General features: G+C 41.7%; 13 protein-coding genes. 9 read left to right on the forward strand and 4 right to left on the reverse strand.

The genetic code is table 11. The features are described 5' to 3' along the window. Nucleotides 1-33: 33 nt before the first annotated feature. A complete protein-coding gene (locus E7L17_RS07055) occupies nt 34-4,827 on the reverse strand; it encodes a cytidyltransferase-related domain protein (RefSeq protein WP_316322552.1) in 4,794 nt (1,597 codons plus the stop codon). 322 nt (nt 4,828-5,149) lie between these two features. Here E7L17_RS07055 and E7L17_RS07060 point away from each other — a divergent pair, with 322 nt between their 5' ends. The 6 genes from E7L17_RS07060 to E7L17_RS07085 all read left to right on the forward strand — a co-directional run bounded on the left by E7L17_RS07060 (nt 5,150) and on the right by E7L17_RS07085 (nt 9,915). Then, on the forward strand, nt 5,150-5,476 hold the full coding sequence (locus tag E7L17_RS07060) for a metalloregulator ArsR/SmtB family transcription factor (protein ID WP_316322553.1): 327 nt from the start codon (nt 5,150-5,152) through the stop codon (nt 5,474-5,476). A 69-nt stretch (nt 5,477-5,545) separates the two neighbouring features. Then, complete coding sequence (arsD, locus tag E7L17_RS07065) at nt 5,546-5,938, forward strand: arsenite efflux transporter metallochaperone ArsD (protein ID WP_316322554.1); 393 nt, start codon at nt 5,546-5,548, stop codon at nt 5,936-5,938. Then, nucleotides 5,938-7,674 carry an arsenical pump-driving ATPase gene (gene arsA, locus E7L17_RS07070; protein WP_316322555.1) on the forward strand — a complete coding sequence of 579 codons (1,737 nt, stop codon included), beginning with the start codon at nt 5,938-5,940 and terminating at the stop codon, nt 7,672-7,674. Before arsD ends, arsA begins: the two co-directional genes overlap by 1 nt. A gap of 78 nt (nt 7,675-7,752) precedes the next feature. Further along, entirely contained in the window at nt 7,753-8,298 is a 546-nt protein-coding gene (locus tag E7L17_RS07075; RefSeq protein WP_316322556.1) for a GNAT family N-acetyltransferase, read from the forward strand. A 540-nt stretch (nt 8,299-8,838) separates the two neighbouring features. After that, the gene (locus tag E7L17_RS07080; RefSeq protein WP_316322557.1) at nt 8,839-9,303 is read left to right on the forward strand and encodes a hypothetical protein; all 465 of its coding nucleotides are present in this window, start codon (nt 8,839-8,841) and stop codon (nt 9,301-9,303) included. Nucleotides 9,304-9,453: 150 nt separating this feature from the next. Further along, nucleotides 9,454-9,915, forward strand: a complete 462-nt coding sequence (locus E7L17_RS07085; RefSeq protein ID WP_316322558.1) for a hypothetical protein — start codon at nt 9,454-9,456, stop codon at nt 9,913-9,915. Nucleotides 9,916-10,104: 189 nt separating this feature from the next. Here the strand turns inward: E7L17_RS07085 and E7L17_RS07090 are convergent, their stop codons facing one another. Further along, complete coding sequence (locus E7L17_RS07090) at nt 10,105-10,728, reverse strand: DUF998 domain-containing protein (protein ID WP_316322559.1); 624 nt, start codon at nt 10,726-10,728, stop codon at nt 10,105-10,107. A 133-nt stretch (nt 10,729-10,861) separates the two neighbouring features. Between E7L17_RS07090 and E7L17_RS07095 the strand changes: the two genes are divergently transcribed. Further along, the gene (locus tag E7L17_RS07095) at nt 10,862-11,422 is read left to right on the forward strand and encodes a hypothetical protein (protein WP_316322560.1); all 561 of its coding nucleotides are present in this window, start codon (nt 10,862-10,864) and stop codon (nt 11,420-11,422) included. A 138-nt stretch (nt 11,423-11,560) separates the two neighbouring features. On the opposite strand, the gene E7L17_RS07100 is transcribed toward E7L17_RS07095, so the two are convergent. Both E7L17_RS07100 and E7L17_RS07105 read right to left on the reverse strand, forming a co-directional pair. Beyond that, on the reverse strand, nt 11,561-11,803 hold the full coding sequence (locus E7L17_RS07100; RefSeq protein ID WP_316322561.1) for a hypothetical protein: 243 nt from the start codon (nt 11,801-11,803) through the stop codon (nt 11,561-11,563). 499 nt (nt 11,804-12,302) lie between these two features. Further along, a complete protein-coding gene (locus E7L17_RS07105; protein WP_316322562.1) occupies nt 12,303-12,989 on the reverse strand; it encodes a hypothetical protein in 687 nt (228 codons plus the stop codon). 374 nt (nt 12,990-13,363) lie between these two features. Here E7L17_RS07105 and E7L17_RS07110 point away from each other — a divergent pair, with 374 nt between their 5' ends. Then, nucleotides 13,364-15,142: an ABC transporter ATP-binding protein gene (locus E7L17_RS07110; protein ID WP_316322563.1), complete on the forward strand. Its 1,779-nt coding sequence runs from the start codon at nt 13,364-13,366 to the stop codon at nt 15,140-15,142. After that, complete coding sequence (locus E7L17_RS07115; protein ID WP_316322564.1) at nt 15,136-16,845, forward strand: ABC transporter ATP-binding protein; 1,710 nt, start codon at nt 15,136-15,138, stop codon at nt 16,843-16,845. Before E7L17_RS07110 ends, E7L17_RS07115 begins: the two co-directional genes overlap by 7 nt. Nucleotides 16,846-17,001: the final 156 nt, after the last annotated feature.

A 17,001-nucleotide genomic window follows, 5' to 3' on the forward strand; every position in this document is an offset into this window, starting at 1 on the left:
GGAAAGCAGAGGGTAACCCCGGCATACCGTAATTTATAGATATTCACGCAAAAGCTGTTCTAAATCATTTTTTAGATAAACCGATGCGGATAAATTGGGATCGTAGCTCAAACAGGTACCTTTGTCGGGGCACAAGGGTAAAATAACGGCCTCTGCTAATCGGGACAGTGTCAAATTTCGGCCATAAAGAATACGGTATTCCTGTTCTAGGGTAGAGATGACATCGTGTGCCGCCTCTAGGCAAGTACGAGACAAACAAAACACCGCTTCGCGACCGCATTCAGACAAGTGAGAAGGGGAGGCATAGGGTAAAATGTGATTAATGCCTGGCAGCAGGCCGGGAACAGGGAAGCTGGAACGACGCACGGTATTCCCGCCGATGAAAGGATAAAAGGTAGATTCCACAAACCACTGCCGCAGCCTTGGCAAAAAGTAAACACTGTCAATTGGTCTTTCCCACGAATGCATTAAATCTTTCCCATAACCCGACAGTACACCCACCAGCACCATGCGAATAGGAACCTCCTCCTCGCGCAGAATGGGGTCGAGCACTCCCATGCGCAGGCCGGGGTGCATCAAGTCGTCGACCAAAATCACCGGGCGATTAAAGGATTTAATGGTGCGAATCTGGCAGGGTATCGAGGCGTAGTAGGGGAAAGCTTCGATCGTTGTCTCGGTAAGGTCGGGCGAAAACACCCTGTCTGTATGAATGGTTTTTGTTACGGTGTTTGGAACGCTTTTCCCCCGAAGCAGCTTGCCAAAAGGAACACACATATTTTCGCCAAGTGTGCGCGGTACAATCGGCGTGGAGGGCACATTATTATAGGCAGTAATTTTCTCCAGCAGCCGGTGGTGAATGATATCGGCAGACAGTGTTAGAACCAAAGAACCTGGGTACAACCCGGTTAGGGAGTACTGAAGCCGCTCATGGTTGCGACGAATGGATGACAGAACCTGTGAATTGCGGCAAAGCGGCTCTTGTATTGTGGTCTCCAGATTTTGAATGAGCACCGTAGGGGCGTGCATATCTACCTCGCGAATCGGTGCTTCACCCTCTCGAGACACAAAGCCTTGCCGAGCTAGCGTGTCTTCGAGCTGCGGTGGGATGCGGTTATCATGGGGACGAAAAACAGCATAAACGTATTCTTGCTCCAGTGCATGGGCGAACAATTCACTGAGTAGAAGTTGACCATAATCCTTGTGCTTTTCTGACGTGTCGGCGCTTAAAGTGGTAATAAAAAGCACGTTACCAGCGGAACGAAGACGAATTCGGTTCGCCAGTTCGTGATCCTCCAGCGCAGAGAAGAGCTGTGAGGTTGTGAGCAGGCGATAGCTGATAAAGCCGAGGTGACGCTCATGACCGGTGCGGCGCAGCAGCAAGATGCGATCCTGCCGTCGAAGAATCGCCGCGCATACCTCTTCTCCGTTTGGGTAATCGGCAGTTAGACTGCACAACAGTGCGGGGGATGGAGTGTCAATCCATTGGAATTCTAAATCCCCAGCATAAAGGAGGGGTTTGTCAGGGGTATCTCGAAGATAAAGGCCATTTTGATAAATGAAATCTTGGATGACCGGGTCGGTGAAGGTGGAAATATCCCGATTCAAATCCACGTTCTCCCGGATGCGGGTTGAGCTGATGTCCTCCAAGTGAGACGGTAGCTGCAGCTGAATCACCTTTCCGTTGATCGGCAGATCGCGGGGCAGCTCAGCCTCTCCTGCGCGGCGGAAGATGACGTGGTTCATCTGATGGATGGAATAGGGAACTGGCTGTGCCCGATAGGACGATGCGTTGAGCACCACGTCGCTCCCCACAACCACATAAACCTGCTGCTTGGGGAACAGCTCCACCAGCTGCTGTAGATTGGCAGGATTGGCAATGTTAACTGGAATATCATCCGGAAATAGGTGAACGTGAAAATCTCCGGCTACCGACAAGTTGACAATCTGCCGGCGGATTAAATGGGGCTGGGCTTTTTTCGACCACGAGAACTCATCGACCGCCAAGTATACTTCAAACCCCATGTCCCGAATGGCATGAACAATGCCCTTGTGAGAAAGGGTAAAGGGGTCGAAGGTGCCGGGAAAAAATGCAATTTTGCGGGGTTTATCAAAGGTGAAGGGGCCGTGATCCAATCTTCGCACGGCAATAAAGCGGTTAATATGGGCGAGTGCGGCGGCTCGATAGAAGAAGGTTAGACTGCTGTGACCCGGCACCTCCTGCATCAGGAAGAGCAGTTTGCGGTAACACAGCGAAAAGAGCCGCCCTTTTTCTTCCATGTTCAGCACGGTAGATTCGAACAGCAGCTTACCAACAACCAGTAGGGCTTCCTGATGAACCTCTTCCCGGTAATGAGCCAGCCCTTGAAGCAGCAGGCCAAGTAGCTCTTGCCGCCGGGCTTCGTAGGCAGATTCTGACTCAGGAAATCGTTCCCGGTACGCGGGGTAGTGCTGAAGCAACACTCCGATGGTGTTTAGCGCACCAGAAACAGCGGAATTGCTGGAGGAACCGAGCAATCCCTTTAGCCATAGCACTTGCTCGTTTAGTTCGTTCGGGTGTAGGTACAAGGCAGTCTTGCCCAAATACTCAGGGATATATTTGGAAATTTCATACTGCCCCATTTCCAAACCCTTGCCAAGCTCCACAACAACCTCGTTGCGCTGATCGCGTCGCAGGATTGGCAGAGTTCGCACCAGAGCCGAACCAGCAGTATGCCGAACTACCACTCGTTCCGATACTTTTATTAGATTGGAGAAATGGGTTGCAATATGCAGCACATGTGTTTTTAGGCCGTGTTCCACCTGGTCTCGCAATAGCTCTACACCAGCCACTTTAACAACCCACGGAGTGGCGATTTTCAGGTTGTCCAAAAAGACTTCGCTGGTAATATCCATGTGGTACAAAGTATGCTCAAGGTTGGTAACATCTTCTCCTGCTCGGCGTAAGATTTTGCACTGAAGAAAGATGGTTGTCAAATCTTTAGAGTGCAAATTTCGTGTAAGCTCAACTATGCGGGTCATCTGCGGGTGACTGCGGGGAAGAGAACGCTGCACCTCCCGCAGGAACTCAAGGGCAACAATAACCAGCCGCAACTCTCCGCAAGCAGCAAAGCAAGCGGCAAAGTCAATCAATTTGCCTCGCATTTCCTCTCCATAATAATGGGCAGGGAGATTCCGGATGGCATCGAGCAGAGTAAAGGCGGTATCGGAGGTGATTTCCTCCGAATACTCATAGTAATTGAGCAAAGCACCTAAAAAGCGAGGAACATCTCCGGGGCGAGCATAATTCAGCATTGCCCCAACCACCAGCTTCAGCGCATAGCTAATGTGAGAACGTTCCTGTGGGGTGGTTTTATGGTCTGGAAAAATAATCTTATCCAAATAATGCGCCCACAAGGTAAATGGAACTTCCTCCGCCGGGTCGTTCTCCGCGTCTGCGGGAATCTCTTTACGGTAAACCAAATGAAAGCGTGCGATGATTTGACCCATCAGGCTTCCCGCCTGGCGTCGTATATCGCCCTCACGGTGGATGAGTAACTCGTATAAAAAAGACAACGCCTGTGTCTTTTGCCGCACAGAGAGATAGGTGAAATATTCTTCAAAAACATTGAGGTACGCGCGTAAATGTCGCCAGCTTTTGGCAGAGCGAGCCTCTTCGATGATATTACCAAATTTTTGCTCGTTGGAGAGCATATGCATTAATTGCAGGTTGTGCTCTACGGACAAAAGGATTAGGCTGTTTAGTGTTTCTTCCGGGTTCATGAGTGCGGGATCCTTGCGGGGTGCTGGGGACTGCCGATTCCCTGTCAAATCAACATCTACGCCAAGGCTGCGCATATAATCCTCAAAGTCATGGAGCTTCTCATACACAAATTCATACCGCCTGCGCTTTTTGGGGTCCACATTATCAAGCTTCGACAATATGACCTGGAACGACTCATTGAGCGGGTAAAGAATCGTAACTTCATTACCGTTTGCATCCCGAATTTGCTTGGAGCGAAAATCTGCGTAGATTAACAGTAGAGATTCTACGGAAAGAGACTCAAGCTCCAAATCCCATGTCGAGTGGTTGGAGGCAATATGACTAATCCCGTCCATTTTTCGGGCAAGGAGCCATTGGTCGGTGTAGTAGTAGTGCAAATAGGGAACTCGCTCGCCGGGGCGGCATCCGAACTTACCAAAATCGTGTGTTGCAGCCGATCCCGAGATGAGAGCCAAATCTACCTCTACTCCCGCTTCCCTAAGGCCGCGAGCGGCAATCATGGCAATGTAGTGTACACCGGCAATATGGCTTAAAGTTTGGTAGGGAGTTACCTCTGCCCCAAGGCGCATCAACTCGTAAAGAAATTCCTCTTGCCAAGCATTCATGAGGCGGCGGTATTCTTTTGCGCTGTTGCAATGACTGTACTCCTCTTCCGAAAGAAACTGAAAATCCAGCATTGGGTCAAAAGAAAGGGCAGCGCGCTCATAATTTAGAAGAATGTGAAGTATGGTAAGGTAGATTTGAGCACCCTGGGCATATTGGCCTGCTTTTGGAGCAAACCCGTTTTCTGGGAACATCAGGCTGCAAATATACTGGTAAGAAAAACGAAGCCAACCTTCCTCCGGTGTATCTGGACATAGCTGATTCAGTATTGGAGCGCATAGGTCCAGTACCTTCGTGCAGAGAAGACGTTCCTGAATGGGGAATAGAGTGGCCAATCCCTCAATCCAAACAGGATTTTTAAATTGATCCAGAGTAATCTTTCGGTTTGGGAGGACGGCCAACCGAAGAGAAGTTAGAGTCTCAGTAATCTCTCGGTTTACCTGAAGAATCAGCTTGTCGTGCATGGATGACCCACCTTTCGCTTGCCATACAGAAGAATGAAAAAACACGGGTGAACAGAGAATCAACATGCTTGATGCGTCCATTGAAAACGCAAGTTAAATTTTTTTCATTGTAACATAATTACTGAGGGTTGGAAAGAGAGGAAGTGTCGATGTTTCTGCTGTTCTTAGTATGGTTTTCAGAAGATTTTATAATAAAGATTTTATGGTGAAATCGAAGTTCTTATAAAAAATAAAATTGTGCTCGAGCGATTTACATATTGACATTTTTCGATTTGGTGCATATACTATAACATATCGAACAAATTCGATTTGAGGTGTTGGAATGGATTATTATTCGGAAAATATAAAGGTTTTTAAGGCACTCGGTGACCCCAAACGAGCAATGATTGTAGATATGCTCTCATGCGGAGAACTATGTGCCTGTGAAATTTTAAAGAAGTTTGAAATGTCTCAATCTACCTTGTCTCATCACATGAAGCTTTTATGCGAATGTGGAATCGTCAAAGGCAGAGAAGAAGGAAAATGGACGTACTACACACTGAATATGGATGTGATTCAGCAAACCAAACAATTCTTTTGCCATATTACTTCGGATAAAGAGAATTGCATTTGCAAGCAAAATAAAGAATGCTGTGATCATTGTAAGTGACAAGTGCAAGAGTAGCCTGCCAGGTTATATGGACAGATTTTTGTTATTGAGAATAGGAGATGATTGGATATGAACAAAATGAAGATTTTTGAGCCTGCGATGTGCTGTTCTACCGGTTTGTGCGGTGTTGGAGTTGACCCGGAATTGCTGCGAATCTCCACTGTGCTAAATACACTCAATAAGCACGGTATACCGGTAGAGCGGTATAATCTGAACAGTGCGCCCATGGAATTCGTTACCGACCAGACCATAAATGCGTATATTAATGCCAAGGGAGCGGAAGGGTTACCGGCTATTGTTGTTGACGGTAATATTGTAATTACCGGCCGTTACCCAACCAATGAAGAATTTACAAAGCTTTTAGAGCTGCCGGATGTCATATTGGGGAAACCGAACGAGACTACAAAAGTAAAGATAACAAAGAAGAAGTCTGGTTCCTGCCATTGCAAAGGAGGGTGCTGATGGAGCTTTTTCAGCCTTTGAAAACCATGCTGACCAAGTACCTGTTTTTTACCGGCAAGGGTGGTGTAGGAAAAACCAGCCTCGCATGCGCCACGGCAGTGTCACTTGCTGACAGTGGGAAGCGAGTACTGCTGATTAGTACCGACCCGGCTTCCAACCTGCAAGATGTTTTTTCTTTGGAGCTTTCAAACAAGGGAACACCCATTCTTGAAGTGCCAAATCTCGTTGTTGCGAATCTAGACCCCATACAGGCCGCCGCAGAATACCGCGAAAGTGTGATAGCACCCTATCGGGATAAACTGCCTGATACAGTCATTTCCACTATGGAAGAGCAGCTTTCTGGCTCATGTACGGTTGAGATTGCGGCGTTTAATGAATTTTCCGGTTTTATTACAGATGAAAAAGTACAGCAGGAATACGACTACATTATTTTCGACACGGCCCCTACCGGTCATACACTGCGGATGCTTCAGCTGCCATCTGCATGGAGTGATTTTATAAGCGAAAGTACACACGGGGCCTCCTGTCTTGGTCAGCTTTCCGGGTTAGACAGCAAAAAAGCAATCTATAAGCAAGCGGTGGAAACGCTGGCGGACGCGAATTTAACGACCCTCATTCTTGTCTCACGGCCAGAAACGGCGCCAATGAAAGAAGCGGAGCGGGCATCCGGCGAACTTTCGGCCCTGGGGGTTCATAATCAAATTCTGGTGATGAACGGGGTGCTCACGGAACCGGATGACGAAGTTTCTCATCGCTTGTTTCAAAAACAGCAGGCGGCTCTGGCTGCAACGCCCGAAGGTTTGCGTTCCCTTTCCACTTATCGTGTGCCATTGCGTGCCTATCAGGTATCCGGAATTGAAAATGTACGCGCCTTACTTCATACAGACCATGTTACCTGTTCCGAAGAAACGCTGCACACAGCGCAGATTCCATCCCTTTCTACCATAATAGATGAGCTGGCGGCAGAAGACAGGCGAGTTATTTTTACAATGGGTAAGGGGGGCGTAGGTAAAACCACAGTTGCCGCCGCCATTGCGATGGGGCTTGCAAAGAGGGGAAAGAGGGTTCACCTAACCACCACGGACCCAGCCGCTCACCTTAAATTTGTTCTGGATGATTCAAGCGGCATTACGATGAGCCATATTGATGAATCTGCCGAGCTGAAAAAGTACCAGGCAGAGGTGCTTTCGAAAGCCCGAAGCACAGGCATGAGTAAAGAGGATATAGCCTATGTAGAGGAGGATTTGCGCTCCCCCTGCACGCAGGAGATTGCCGTATTCCGCGCTTTTGCAGAGGTGGTTGAAAAGGCCAAAGAGCAGGTAGTTGTTGTTGATACCGCACCCACAGGTCATACGTTGTTATTGCTAGAATCCACACAGAGCTATCATCATGAAATCCAACGGACCAAGGGGGAAATCCCTGAATCGGTAAAAAATTTGCTGCCACGCTTGAAATCGAAAGAAACTGAGGTTATTATAGTAACTTTGCCGGAAGCCACTCCTATTTATGAGGCTTTGCGTTTAGAGGAGGATTTAAAGCGTGCCGGTATTGCTACAAAATGGTGGGTTGTAAATCAATCCCTTTTTGGAACATATACAACCAACCCAATTTTAAAGGCAAAAGCAGCCAATGAGGTGGAATGGCTCAATCGTGTAAATGAACATGCAGGCGGCTTTTTCGCACAGATAAAATGGAACGGAGACGAACTAAAGGGGGATCGTTTGCTCTTGCTTTAAAACTGTGTCTCATTAATACTAAATTCACATACCTTATTTATAATGTATGGGCAAAGATATTTTTGAGGTGAAAAGTAGATGGGAAAAATAATAAACAAGAAAATCACGCTACAACCCATTGGTGAGAGTGACCGTGAAAAATTTATAAAAGATCTGCAGGATGCTTTCACGGTTGCCGTTGTAGAGGAATTCGGTGAGGCTACACAAGAGGTGATTCCCCAAAAGGATATAGAGGAATCTATGGATGCCAAGGGGGCGGAAACCTACCATATTTTGTTGGATGGTACTATTGTGGGCGGAACGGTACTTGTGATAGACCCGAAAACTCGCCGCAATTCTTTGGACTTATTGTTTATTAGAGCAAATGAGCATGGTCGTGAGCATAGCAAGGGGATTGGTCTTGCCGCATGGAGAGCAATTGAAGAGCTGCACCCAGAAACGGAAATTTGGGAAACGCATACACCATACTTTGAAAAAAGGAACATACACTTTTATATTAATAAGTGTGGTTTTCAAATTGTAGAATTTTATAACCCTCATCATCTTGACCCACATGTGCCCGCAGCCAATTTTGAAAGCAGTGAGTACTTTTTCCGTTTTGAAAAGGTGATGAAGAGAACGTAATCTGTATACTAAAGATAGTTCTTTGCTAAATGAATGTAAAGAAATTAAAACTTAGAAAACAATAATAGTGGATTTTACCTGTTAAAGAAATACCAACGGCGTAGCCGTTGGTATTTCTTTATATTCTTATCGGTAGCTTTGAAGCATTTATATATTTAAAATAAATATATAATATTTTATTTAAATTAGCTTGCAAAATATTATAAAAAGTGATATAAAAATATAGGTTTATATACTTCATTTTAATAGTATAGGAGGACAATATGTAGTTACTTCTTATTCATTTATTTACATATCGGATAGAACTTTTGTAAAATCTAAATTTGACTTTACGAAAGTTTTGCCAAGGAAATACAAATATATTAGAATTTTTCCGTATGATGATAGATTAGTAAACTGGCTCAAACAAAATGCATCCGAGAAGTTTTTATAAATTGCAAAATATAAATCTACTCGGAATTATTGTATAGATAAGGAGCCAAAGCCTCTGGCTCCTTTCGGTTATAACCAGCAATTTATAAGGTGAAAGACGGAGATTAAATGGTGAAATATCAAAGAAGTTCGACATTCACTGTCGGAGTATGCATCATATTTTTATTTTATTCAGCAGTAGCTATTTGTTTTCTTATTAAATTTAAATGGAATTTTAATGATTCAATAGTATTTTTAGCATTTTATGAATACCCTATGTATTTTTTAATTCCAATTGCATGTCTAAGAATAGAATTTGATTATGAAAAAATAATCTTATATTCTGGATTTATTAAATTACGTACTTTTTCATGGTTGGAAGTTTGTGAAATAGGTACTGCCCATTCAAGAGGGAGATGTATGTATGTTGATTTTATTTATATTTCTAAGAGACCGATTACTAGTAAAGAACGGTCTGATATAAATAAAATAAAACTAAAAGAACGTAAAAATTTTATTACAATAGAAAATCGCGGCAATCTAATCGAAGAAATTAAGAAATACTCAAAGTTGTCATATCAAAGCTTAATATAACATGAAGTCTGGAAGAAGGCAGAATTGATCTGCCTTCTTCCAGACGTATTTTATAATTATGATTTAAAACGGTGTGAGAATCTTCAGTACGATTTTAGAAAATAAGCAGTTGATCATTAATTAAGCCTACGATTATTTGGAGGAAGAGTTTTGAAATATTTAAAATATAAAAACGTTATGATACTTTGTTGTGGTTTTCCAATTTTGCTTTTAATAGCAGATGGCATTTCGTACTTGGTTGTAAAAAGTAGTACAAATCTTAACCAGATACCCCAATTGTTGATTTTAATAATTTTTTTAGTAATTGAGCTACCGTTATTTATTGCTTATTTTCAGTTCGTAGAATTAAAAGACAATAAATTAGTTAACTATCATTGGAATATAAAGGCATTTGAAATTGAATTTTCAAATATCAAGCAATGGGGTCATTTTAATAGTATAGGAGGAATTACTTATTATCCATTTATTTACATATCGGATAGAACTTTTGTAAAATCTAAATTTGACTTTATAAAAATCAAGTCAAGGAAATACAAATATATTAGAATTTTTCCGTATGATGATAGGTTAGAATACTGGTTAAAACAAAATGCGACGGATAAGTTTTTATAAACTGCAGAACATGTCGAACTAGTTTCGGTTTTTTCCACTGAGTGACTTTACATGTGAAAATAATTGAAATAATTTTTTAAGCAAGGTGGAACTCATTCAATAAACAGAGACACACGAGTTAATATTAATTCGTGTGTCTCTGTTTTTTATTTTAAATTCAAACATGAGCTTAGCCTAGTTATAATTTATTTAACGACCTCCCTTTTTAACATAAAAATAAGAAAGCAAAAAGGTAAAGGTTAAAAAGGAATAGGCACTCACTCTTTGAATAAGCCCTAGTACATTCCAGTGCATTGCAATCGCTACTAAGTGGAGCAAATTAGAAAGAAGAAAAACAACAGCAAAGGTGAGTGTGATTTTGCCAATTAAAAGTATTTTTTCTTTTTTCCAATACCCAAATGCCAAAAGGAAAAGGGATAGGTTTGTTAGAATAATAATCAATAAAATCAAAAGTAGGTGGAAAATATTCTGTGCATTGGTGGAAGATTCCATTGTCATAGGAAAGACGCCGAACGTAAAAATAGAGATGGCAGCGACGATGAACAACAAAACGAACCCGATTTTTGTGTACGTACTGTATTTTTTAAAGGCTTTATAACTAAGAGTAGCGGAGAAAACAAGAAAACAGAGTTGGTATAGTTGAATTAGAGTACGAAGAAAGGGAGAGTAAGGAGTTCCATCCGCGGTTAAAACACTAATGTAAGAAGTAATAGGGTTATAGCCTTTTATCAAAATCCACCCCAAGATATCATGCAGTAAAAAAGATACAACACCTAGCATGCCAAGAAAAATAAAACCTTTTTGTAGCTTCATAGATAAGCTCCTATCTTAATTGTTATAAGTGAGAGCATGAGAAGAGACACTGATCGCCTTAATTATGGATTAATAGGATATTTTTTTTTAATAAGAGGAACAATATTTATAAATATAAAATAGGGAGTAAAAAATGACAGAAACATTTTTACTTATATGTAACGTTCTTTTTGTTTTAGCTGAGTTATTTACAATTTATGATGCTGCAAAAAACAAAAAGTATGCTCTAATAATACAAAATGTTATACTAGTTGGAATACCTGTATTACTTATAGTTTTAAATCAAAGGCTTCAGTATCCGATTTATCCCTTTATTCTGTTATTTTTTATGATTACTTTAATTGGGCATACAGTACTAGGGCAAAGCCTTAATTTGTACCATAGGAGTAAAATATTTGACCGCTATCTCCATTGCTTTGGTGCTTTTACATTTTCGTTGCTTTCTTACTCCATATTGCAAAATATATGGGGGTCCATTCAAGGAGGTAAAGGGTACACTGCTTTGCTAATTGCCGCAATTGGTATTTCGCTGGGAACATTATTTGAAATATTAGAATTTATTATAGATACGGTATTAAAAAGTCCAAAGCCATTAATGCATCAGCATGGTTTAGCGGATACGGATATGGATTTAATCAGCAACACATTAGGTGCAATATTAGCAGGAATAATATCCGTTTATTTATTTAAATAAAAAGAAAAGGTTACGAAACTTCGTAACCTTTCTTAATGTTTTTAAGAATCTTATTGACAATTTGTGAATTTTATGTTAATAATAAAATTGTTTATACACATTAGTAGCGTAATGTGTATTGGATGAGCACTGTTTTGCTTAGGGAAGTTGTTCCAGTATGAAATTCATTATTGGAGCAACTTCTTCTTTTTTTCCTGCAATAATCGCAGCAACTATTAAAATTAGAAGTAATATCTCTAGATATTTTAAAATAGATTTAAAATGGAAAGATGGTATAAAATATTGTACTGTTTTTGTCTCACGAATTTTTTCTTCATCCTTGGTAAAAACGGTATCATGAATTTTTTTACAGACTACGATTGGGTGAGTAGCTGACTTCATGATGATTCTCCTTTCTATGAGGTAGACGTGATGGATGTTCGACTTAAATAGTCCATGACTTTTCCCTCCTTTCTTCTATAATTATAAAAATGACCAGTTCCTTTGTAATCGGAGTAATCTGGTCATAATTAGCCCTCCATACAGAACCAACTTTCGGCTGCCAATACGGAGAATTATTCTGTTTTCAGGCTAACGGTAATATCCGAATAAATACAACGAGACTCAGAGCTTGGGTGCCCCCAACAATTTAAAACTAGTAATTACGCCTTAAGAATAGAGTTTTTTCAAGGTTATGTCAACATGTAATATGTCGATTTTTGTGGACATTAATAATATATATTTTTAAATGCACGAATAGACATTTTGTGACATATGTGATATTATTATTATGCTGATTTAATTATTATGGAGAGGTTCTCCATAATACAGGGGAATGGAGAAAGCAGGATGTTTATTTTTTTAAACATCCTGCTTTTTTTTATTGTTATATAATTACACCTTACTTTTCTTGGCATAGTTTCTCTAGGTACTCAAAATCATCTGTATTGTGTTCCGTTTCCCATTTGGGTCGTTCCTGCTCCAAAAGGGATTGTGCCTTTGTCAGATTCCCTTCTGCAAGCTCTTTAAATATGGTTAAAATCAAAAAGAGTGCGCCCCATTTGGGAAGCTTACTTATTTTATTAAATGCTGCATTCTGTTCATTCATAATATGAATTGCCTTGTTGTTTTCTTTCAGATAAAAGTGTATATAAGTATAATCTGCCCAGTAAAGCGTACGATTGACTGCATTTAACTTTTTGGGGTTTATCAATGACAGCATTTCTTTTGCTTTGCGAAAATCTTTCTTTTCACAATAAGCAGCACTTAGGCTTAATTGTAAAATGCTGCGAATTTGCAGTGATTTTTGCTCGTCCATTAAATCGTTTATTTCAGCAATATAACGATCTGCGTCATGCTGTTCTAAAAGTATTGGTTGCAGAGAAGCGAGCTTTTGGTTAAACGCCCGGTACCACAAAAGGTTAATTATAGTGGAAGATATAGCGACAAAGCACAAGAATACGATAATAGAGAGCTTTTTTACTTCATCACTCGGTTCGAACGCAGCTAAGCCAACCCCAAAAAGAAAGGAAGTTACGATTAATAAGATCCAAAAAATACTCCGAATTTTATATCTGTTATTTAGCATAATTTAACTCCCTTCAGCTGAATTAGCTTTATCATATCATATCCGCTTATAAAATCAAGGTATTGTTTTCAAAGATATTCTTGACCAATTGGAGCATAATGCAACGTTTTAGAGTAGACTTGTTGGCCTAGAATTCGCTACAATAAAAGGCACGGAGAGCAATAGGTAACCGATACTGTAAAATCATGCAGGCTAGTTAGCTTCTCCTAACTACAAAAGAACTATTTGGATTCAAATAGTAAATAAGAATCAACAGCAACTTTTGTAGTTAGAAGAGTACGGCCTGAATTTCGTTTGGTTAAACGTTATAACACTTATGAAAAAGTCCGGTTTAAAAAGCTCTTGTAAACTGCTTATTTAAGGAGGAAAACAACTTGCAAAAACAATCCAATCTTTCAAGGTTACTTGGCTATGCCGGTAAATTCCGGTATTTAACCATCTTGTCTTGGATTTTATCTGCGATTAGTGCGCTGGTAGCGCTGGTTCCATTTATCTACATTTGGTTGATTATTAAAGAAGTACTGGAGGTTGCACCGAATTTTTCAGCTGCACAGAACCTTGCGTATTACGGGTGGATGGCGGTAATGTTCGCCACACTGTCTCTTTTTGTTTATTTTGCGGCTTTAATGAGCTCACACTTAGCGGCATTTCGAATAGCAACCAACATACGCATAAAGCTTATGAACCATATTGTAACGCTTCCACTCGGTTTTATGGATGACTTTGGAAGTGGTAAAATGAGAAAGATTATCAATGAATCAACTGCGGCTACGGAGACCTACCTTGCGCACCAGCTACCAGATAAAGCGGGCGCGATGGCAACACCGGTTGGACTGCTTGGGCTTTTATTCTTTTTTGACTGGCGCCTTGGGTTATTAAGCATTTTACCGGTGCTCATTGCATTTTTGATTATGATGCGGATGACCGGTGCTAAAATGCAGCAAAGAATGAAAGAGTACCAAAATTCTTTGGAAGATATGTCGAACGAAGCGGTGGAATATGTGCGCGGAGTTCCAGTGGTAAAAACCTTTGGACAAACAGTGTTCTCTTTTAAGCGTTTTAAAGATGCCATAGACAACTATAAAAAATGGGTAGTCATGTATACTGAAGAGCTGCGCATGACCATGATGGCGTATACCACAGCCATTAACGGTGTGTTTGTATTCTTAATCGGTGCAGGCCTATACTTCACTCAAGGTGGGGTAACGAGTGCGTTTTTGATTAACCTCATTTTTTATATTATTATTACACCGGTTATCTCCATTACATTAACAAAGATAATGTTTTTAAGTGAAAATGGAATGGTAGTTAACGATGCACTGGAGCGGATAGATAGTGTACTGAATATCGTGCCGCTCAAAGAAGCAGAGAAACCGATTCACCCAAAGGATACCTCGGTTGAACTGAAAAACGTTCGTTTTAGCTACGATGGCAAAAATCAAGCGGTTGACGGCATTTCTATGAAAATAGAAAAAGGGAGGACTGTTGCACTTGTTGGCCCATCGGGCGGTGGAAAATCAACTCTCGCGGCACTCATTGCTCGCTATTTTGATGTGGATGCAGGTAGTATTCTAATTGGTGGTGTAGACATTGGCAGCATCTCAAAGGCAGAGCTGATGCAAACCGTTTCGTTTGTATTTCAGGACAGCCGGATTTTAAAGGCTTCTATTTTAGATAATGTACGCCTTGCAAAGCCCAACGCCAGCAAGGAAGAAGTTCTTAATGCGCTGAAAGCGGCACAATGTATGGATATTATTGAGAAGTTGCCAAATGGACTGGATACCATTGTTGGTACAAAGGGCGTGTTTCTCTCCGGTGGTGAGCAGCAGCGAATTGCCATTGCGCGTGTAATGCTCAAAGACTCGCCGATTGTTATTTTGGATGAAGCGACCGCATTTGCCGACCCAGATAACGAAAGCCGTGTACAGGCAGCGTTTTCTGAGCTTTCCAAAGAAAAGACGGTTATTATGATTGCTCATCGTCTTACCACAGTTGTGAATGCAGATGAGATTTTTGTATTAAAGGATGGGAAGATTCTGCAAAGCGGCACACACCAGATGCTTTTAGCAGAAGGCGGATTATACACAGAAATGTGGGACAATTACCAAACCTCCGCAAAATGGAAGGTTGCAAAGGAGGCTGTAACATGCTAAAAAAAATGCAAAGAGCCTTTGCTCTGTCTGAAAAAGGAGCAAAAGACCTGGCTATGGGAAGCCTAGCCTGCTTTGTTCGGGATCTTGCACTTATGTTCCCGGTTGGGCTGATGTATACATTGGTACGCGATTTGCTTACCGGAGTAACCCCAAGCACTACTTATTATGTAATCGGTGTTTTGCTGTGCTTAGCCCTGATTTTTATCACCTCGTATTTTCAATATAACACCACATACCTTGCCACCTATATTGAAAGTGGAGTACGCCGTATTTCCCTCGCAGAAAAACTGCGGAAAATACCACTCTCTTTCTTCGGGAAAAAGGATTTAGCCGATTTAACCAGTACCATTATGGCAGACTGCACATTTTTAGAGACGTCATTCTCCCATTATATTCCGGTACTTTTCGGCTCCATTGCGTCTACCGTTGTTATCGCCCTCAGTTTGTTTGCATTTGACTGGCGGATGGCTTTAGCATCACTTTGGGTTCTACCGGTTTCATTTTTGATAGTCGCGTTTTCCATTCGTGTGCAGGATGCACTTAATCAAAAGCAGATGGATGCCAAAATGGCATGTGCAGACGGCATTCAGGAATGCTTGGAAACTGTTCGTGACCTGAAATCCAATAATGCGGAACAAGATTATTTAAAAGGGCTAGAGAAGAAAATGAAAGCGGTGGAAAAGAGAGCAATCATCTCGGAACTGGGAACAGCTCTATTTGTAGTAAGTGCTCAGCTTATCTTAAAAATAGGGATTGCAACTGTCGCTCTTACAGGTTCCATCCTGTTGGTTGATGGCTCGCTCGATGTTCTTACTTTCTTTTTATTCCTGTTAGTAGCATCGCGCTTGTATGATCCATTTCAGGCAGCATTGCAGAATTTCGCGGCTGTTCTATCTACCCGTACTCATGTCGCTCGCATGAACGAGATACTGGATCACCCGGTGCAAACAGGTTCAACGGATTTCCATCCCAATGGGTGCGATATTACCTTTGATAAGGTTGCCTTTGCTTACAACGAGGAAGAGGATGTGCTCAAGGGTGTGTCCTTTACTGCGAAGCAGGGAGAGGTTACCGCATTGGTTGGGCCATCCGGTGGCGGCAAAACAACAGTTTCACGCCTTGCTGCCCGTTTTTGGGATGTATCTGAAGGTAGCATAACTCTTGGTGGCGAAGATATTTCAAAGGTAGACCCCGAAACGCTCCTATCTATGTTTTCCATTGTTTTTCAGGATGTAACTCTCTTTAACAATACGGTGATGGAGAATATTCGAATTGGCAGGCATAATGCGACTGACGAAGAAGTAATCGCAGCCGCCAAGGCTGCCTGCTGCGATGTTTTCGTTTCTCAAATGCCAAATGGTTACCATACAATGATTGGGGAAAACGGAGCAACTCTCTCCGGTGGTGAGCGACAAAGAATCTCTATTGCGCGCGCATTGCTAAAGAATGCGCCCATTGTTCTTCTCGATGAAGCAACTGCTTCTTTGGATGTAGAGAACGAAACGCTGATTCAGTCGGCTATTTCAGAGCTTGTAAAGAAAAAGACCGTGCTGGTAATCGCACACCGAATGCGTACTGTTGCCGGTGCAGATAAAATCGTGGTTCTCTCGGATGGTACGGTTGCTGAACAGGGCAATCCACAGCAGCTTCTAAGTCAAAAAGGTATTTACAGCCACATGGTAAAGCTGCAAACGAAAGCATAGTGCATGAGTGTATCTATTTTAAATAATTAAAGTATTTTTAGAGCGACCGTGAGCACTCTGCCTTAAAAAATAGCTATGTTTTATAATGGAGCAATTCAAAGCGGAAATCTCGATTCTCTGGATTATTAAAAAAGAAAGGGCTTGCTGCCTGCGATT

This window comes from Clostridium sp. (assembly GCF_032576335.1).
In the GTDB taxonomy this organism is placed as follows: Bacteria; Bacillota; Clostridia; order Oscillospirales; family Acutalibacteraceae; genus Faecalispora.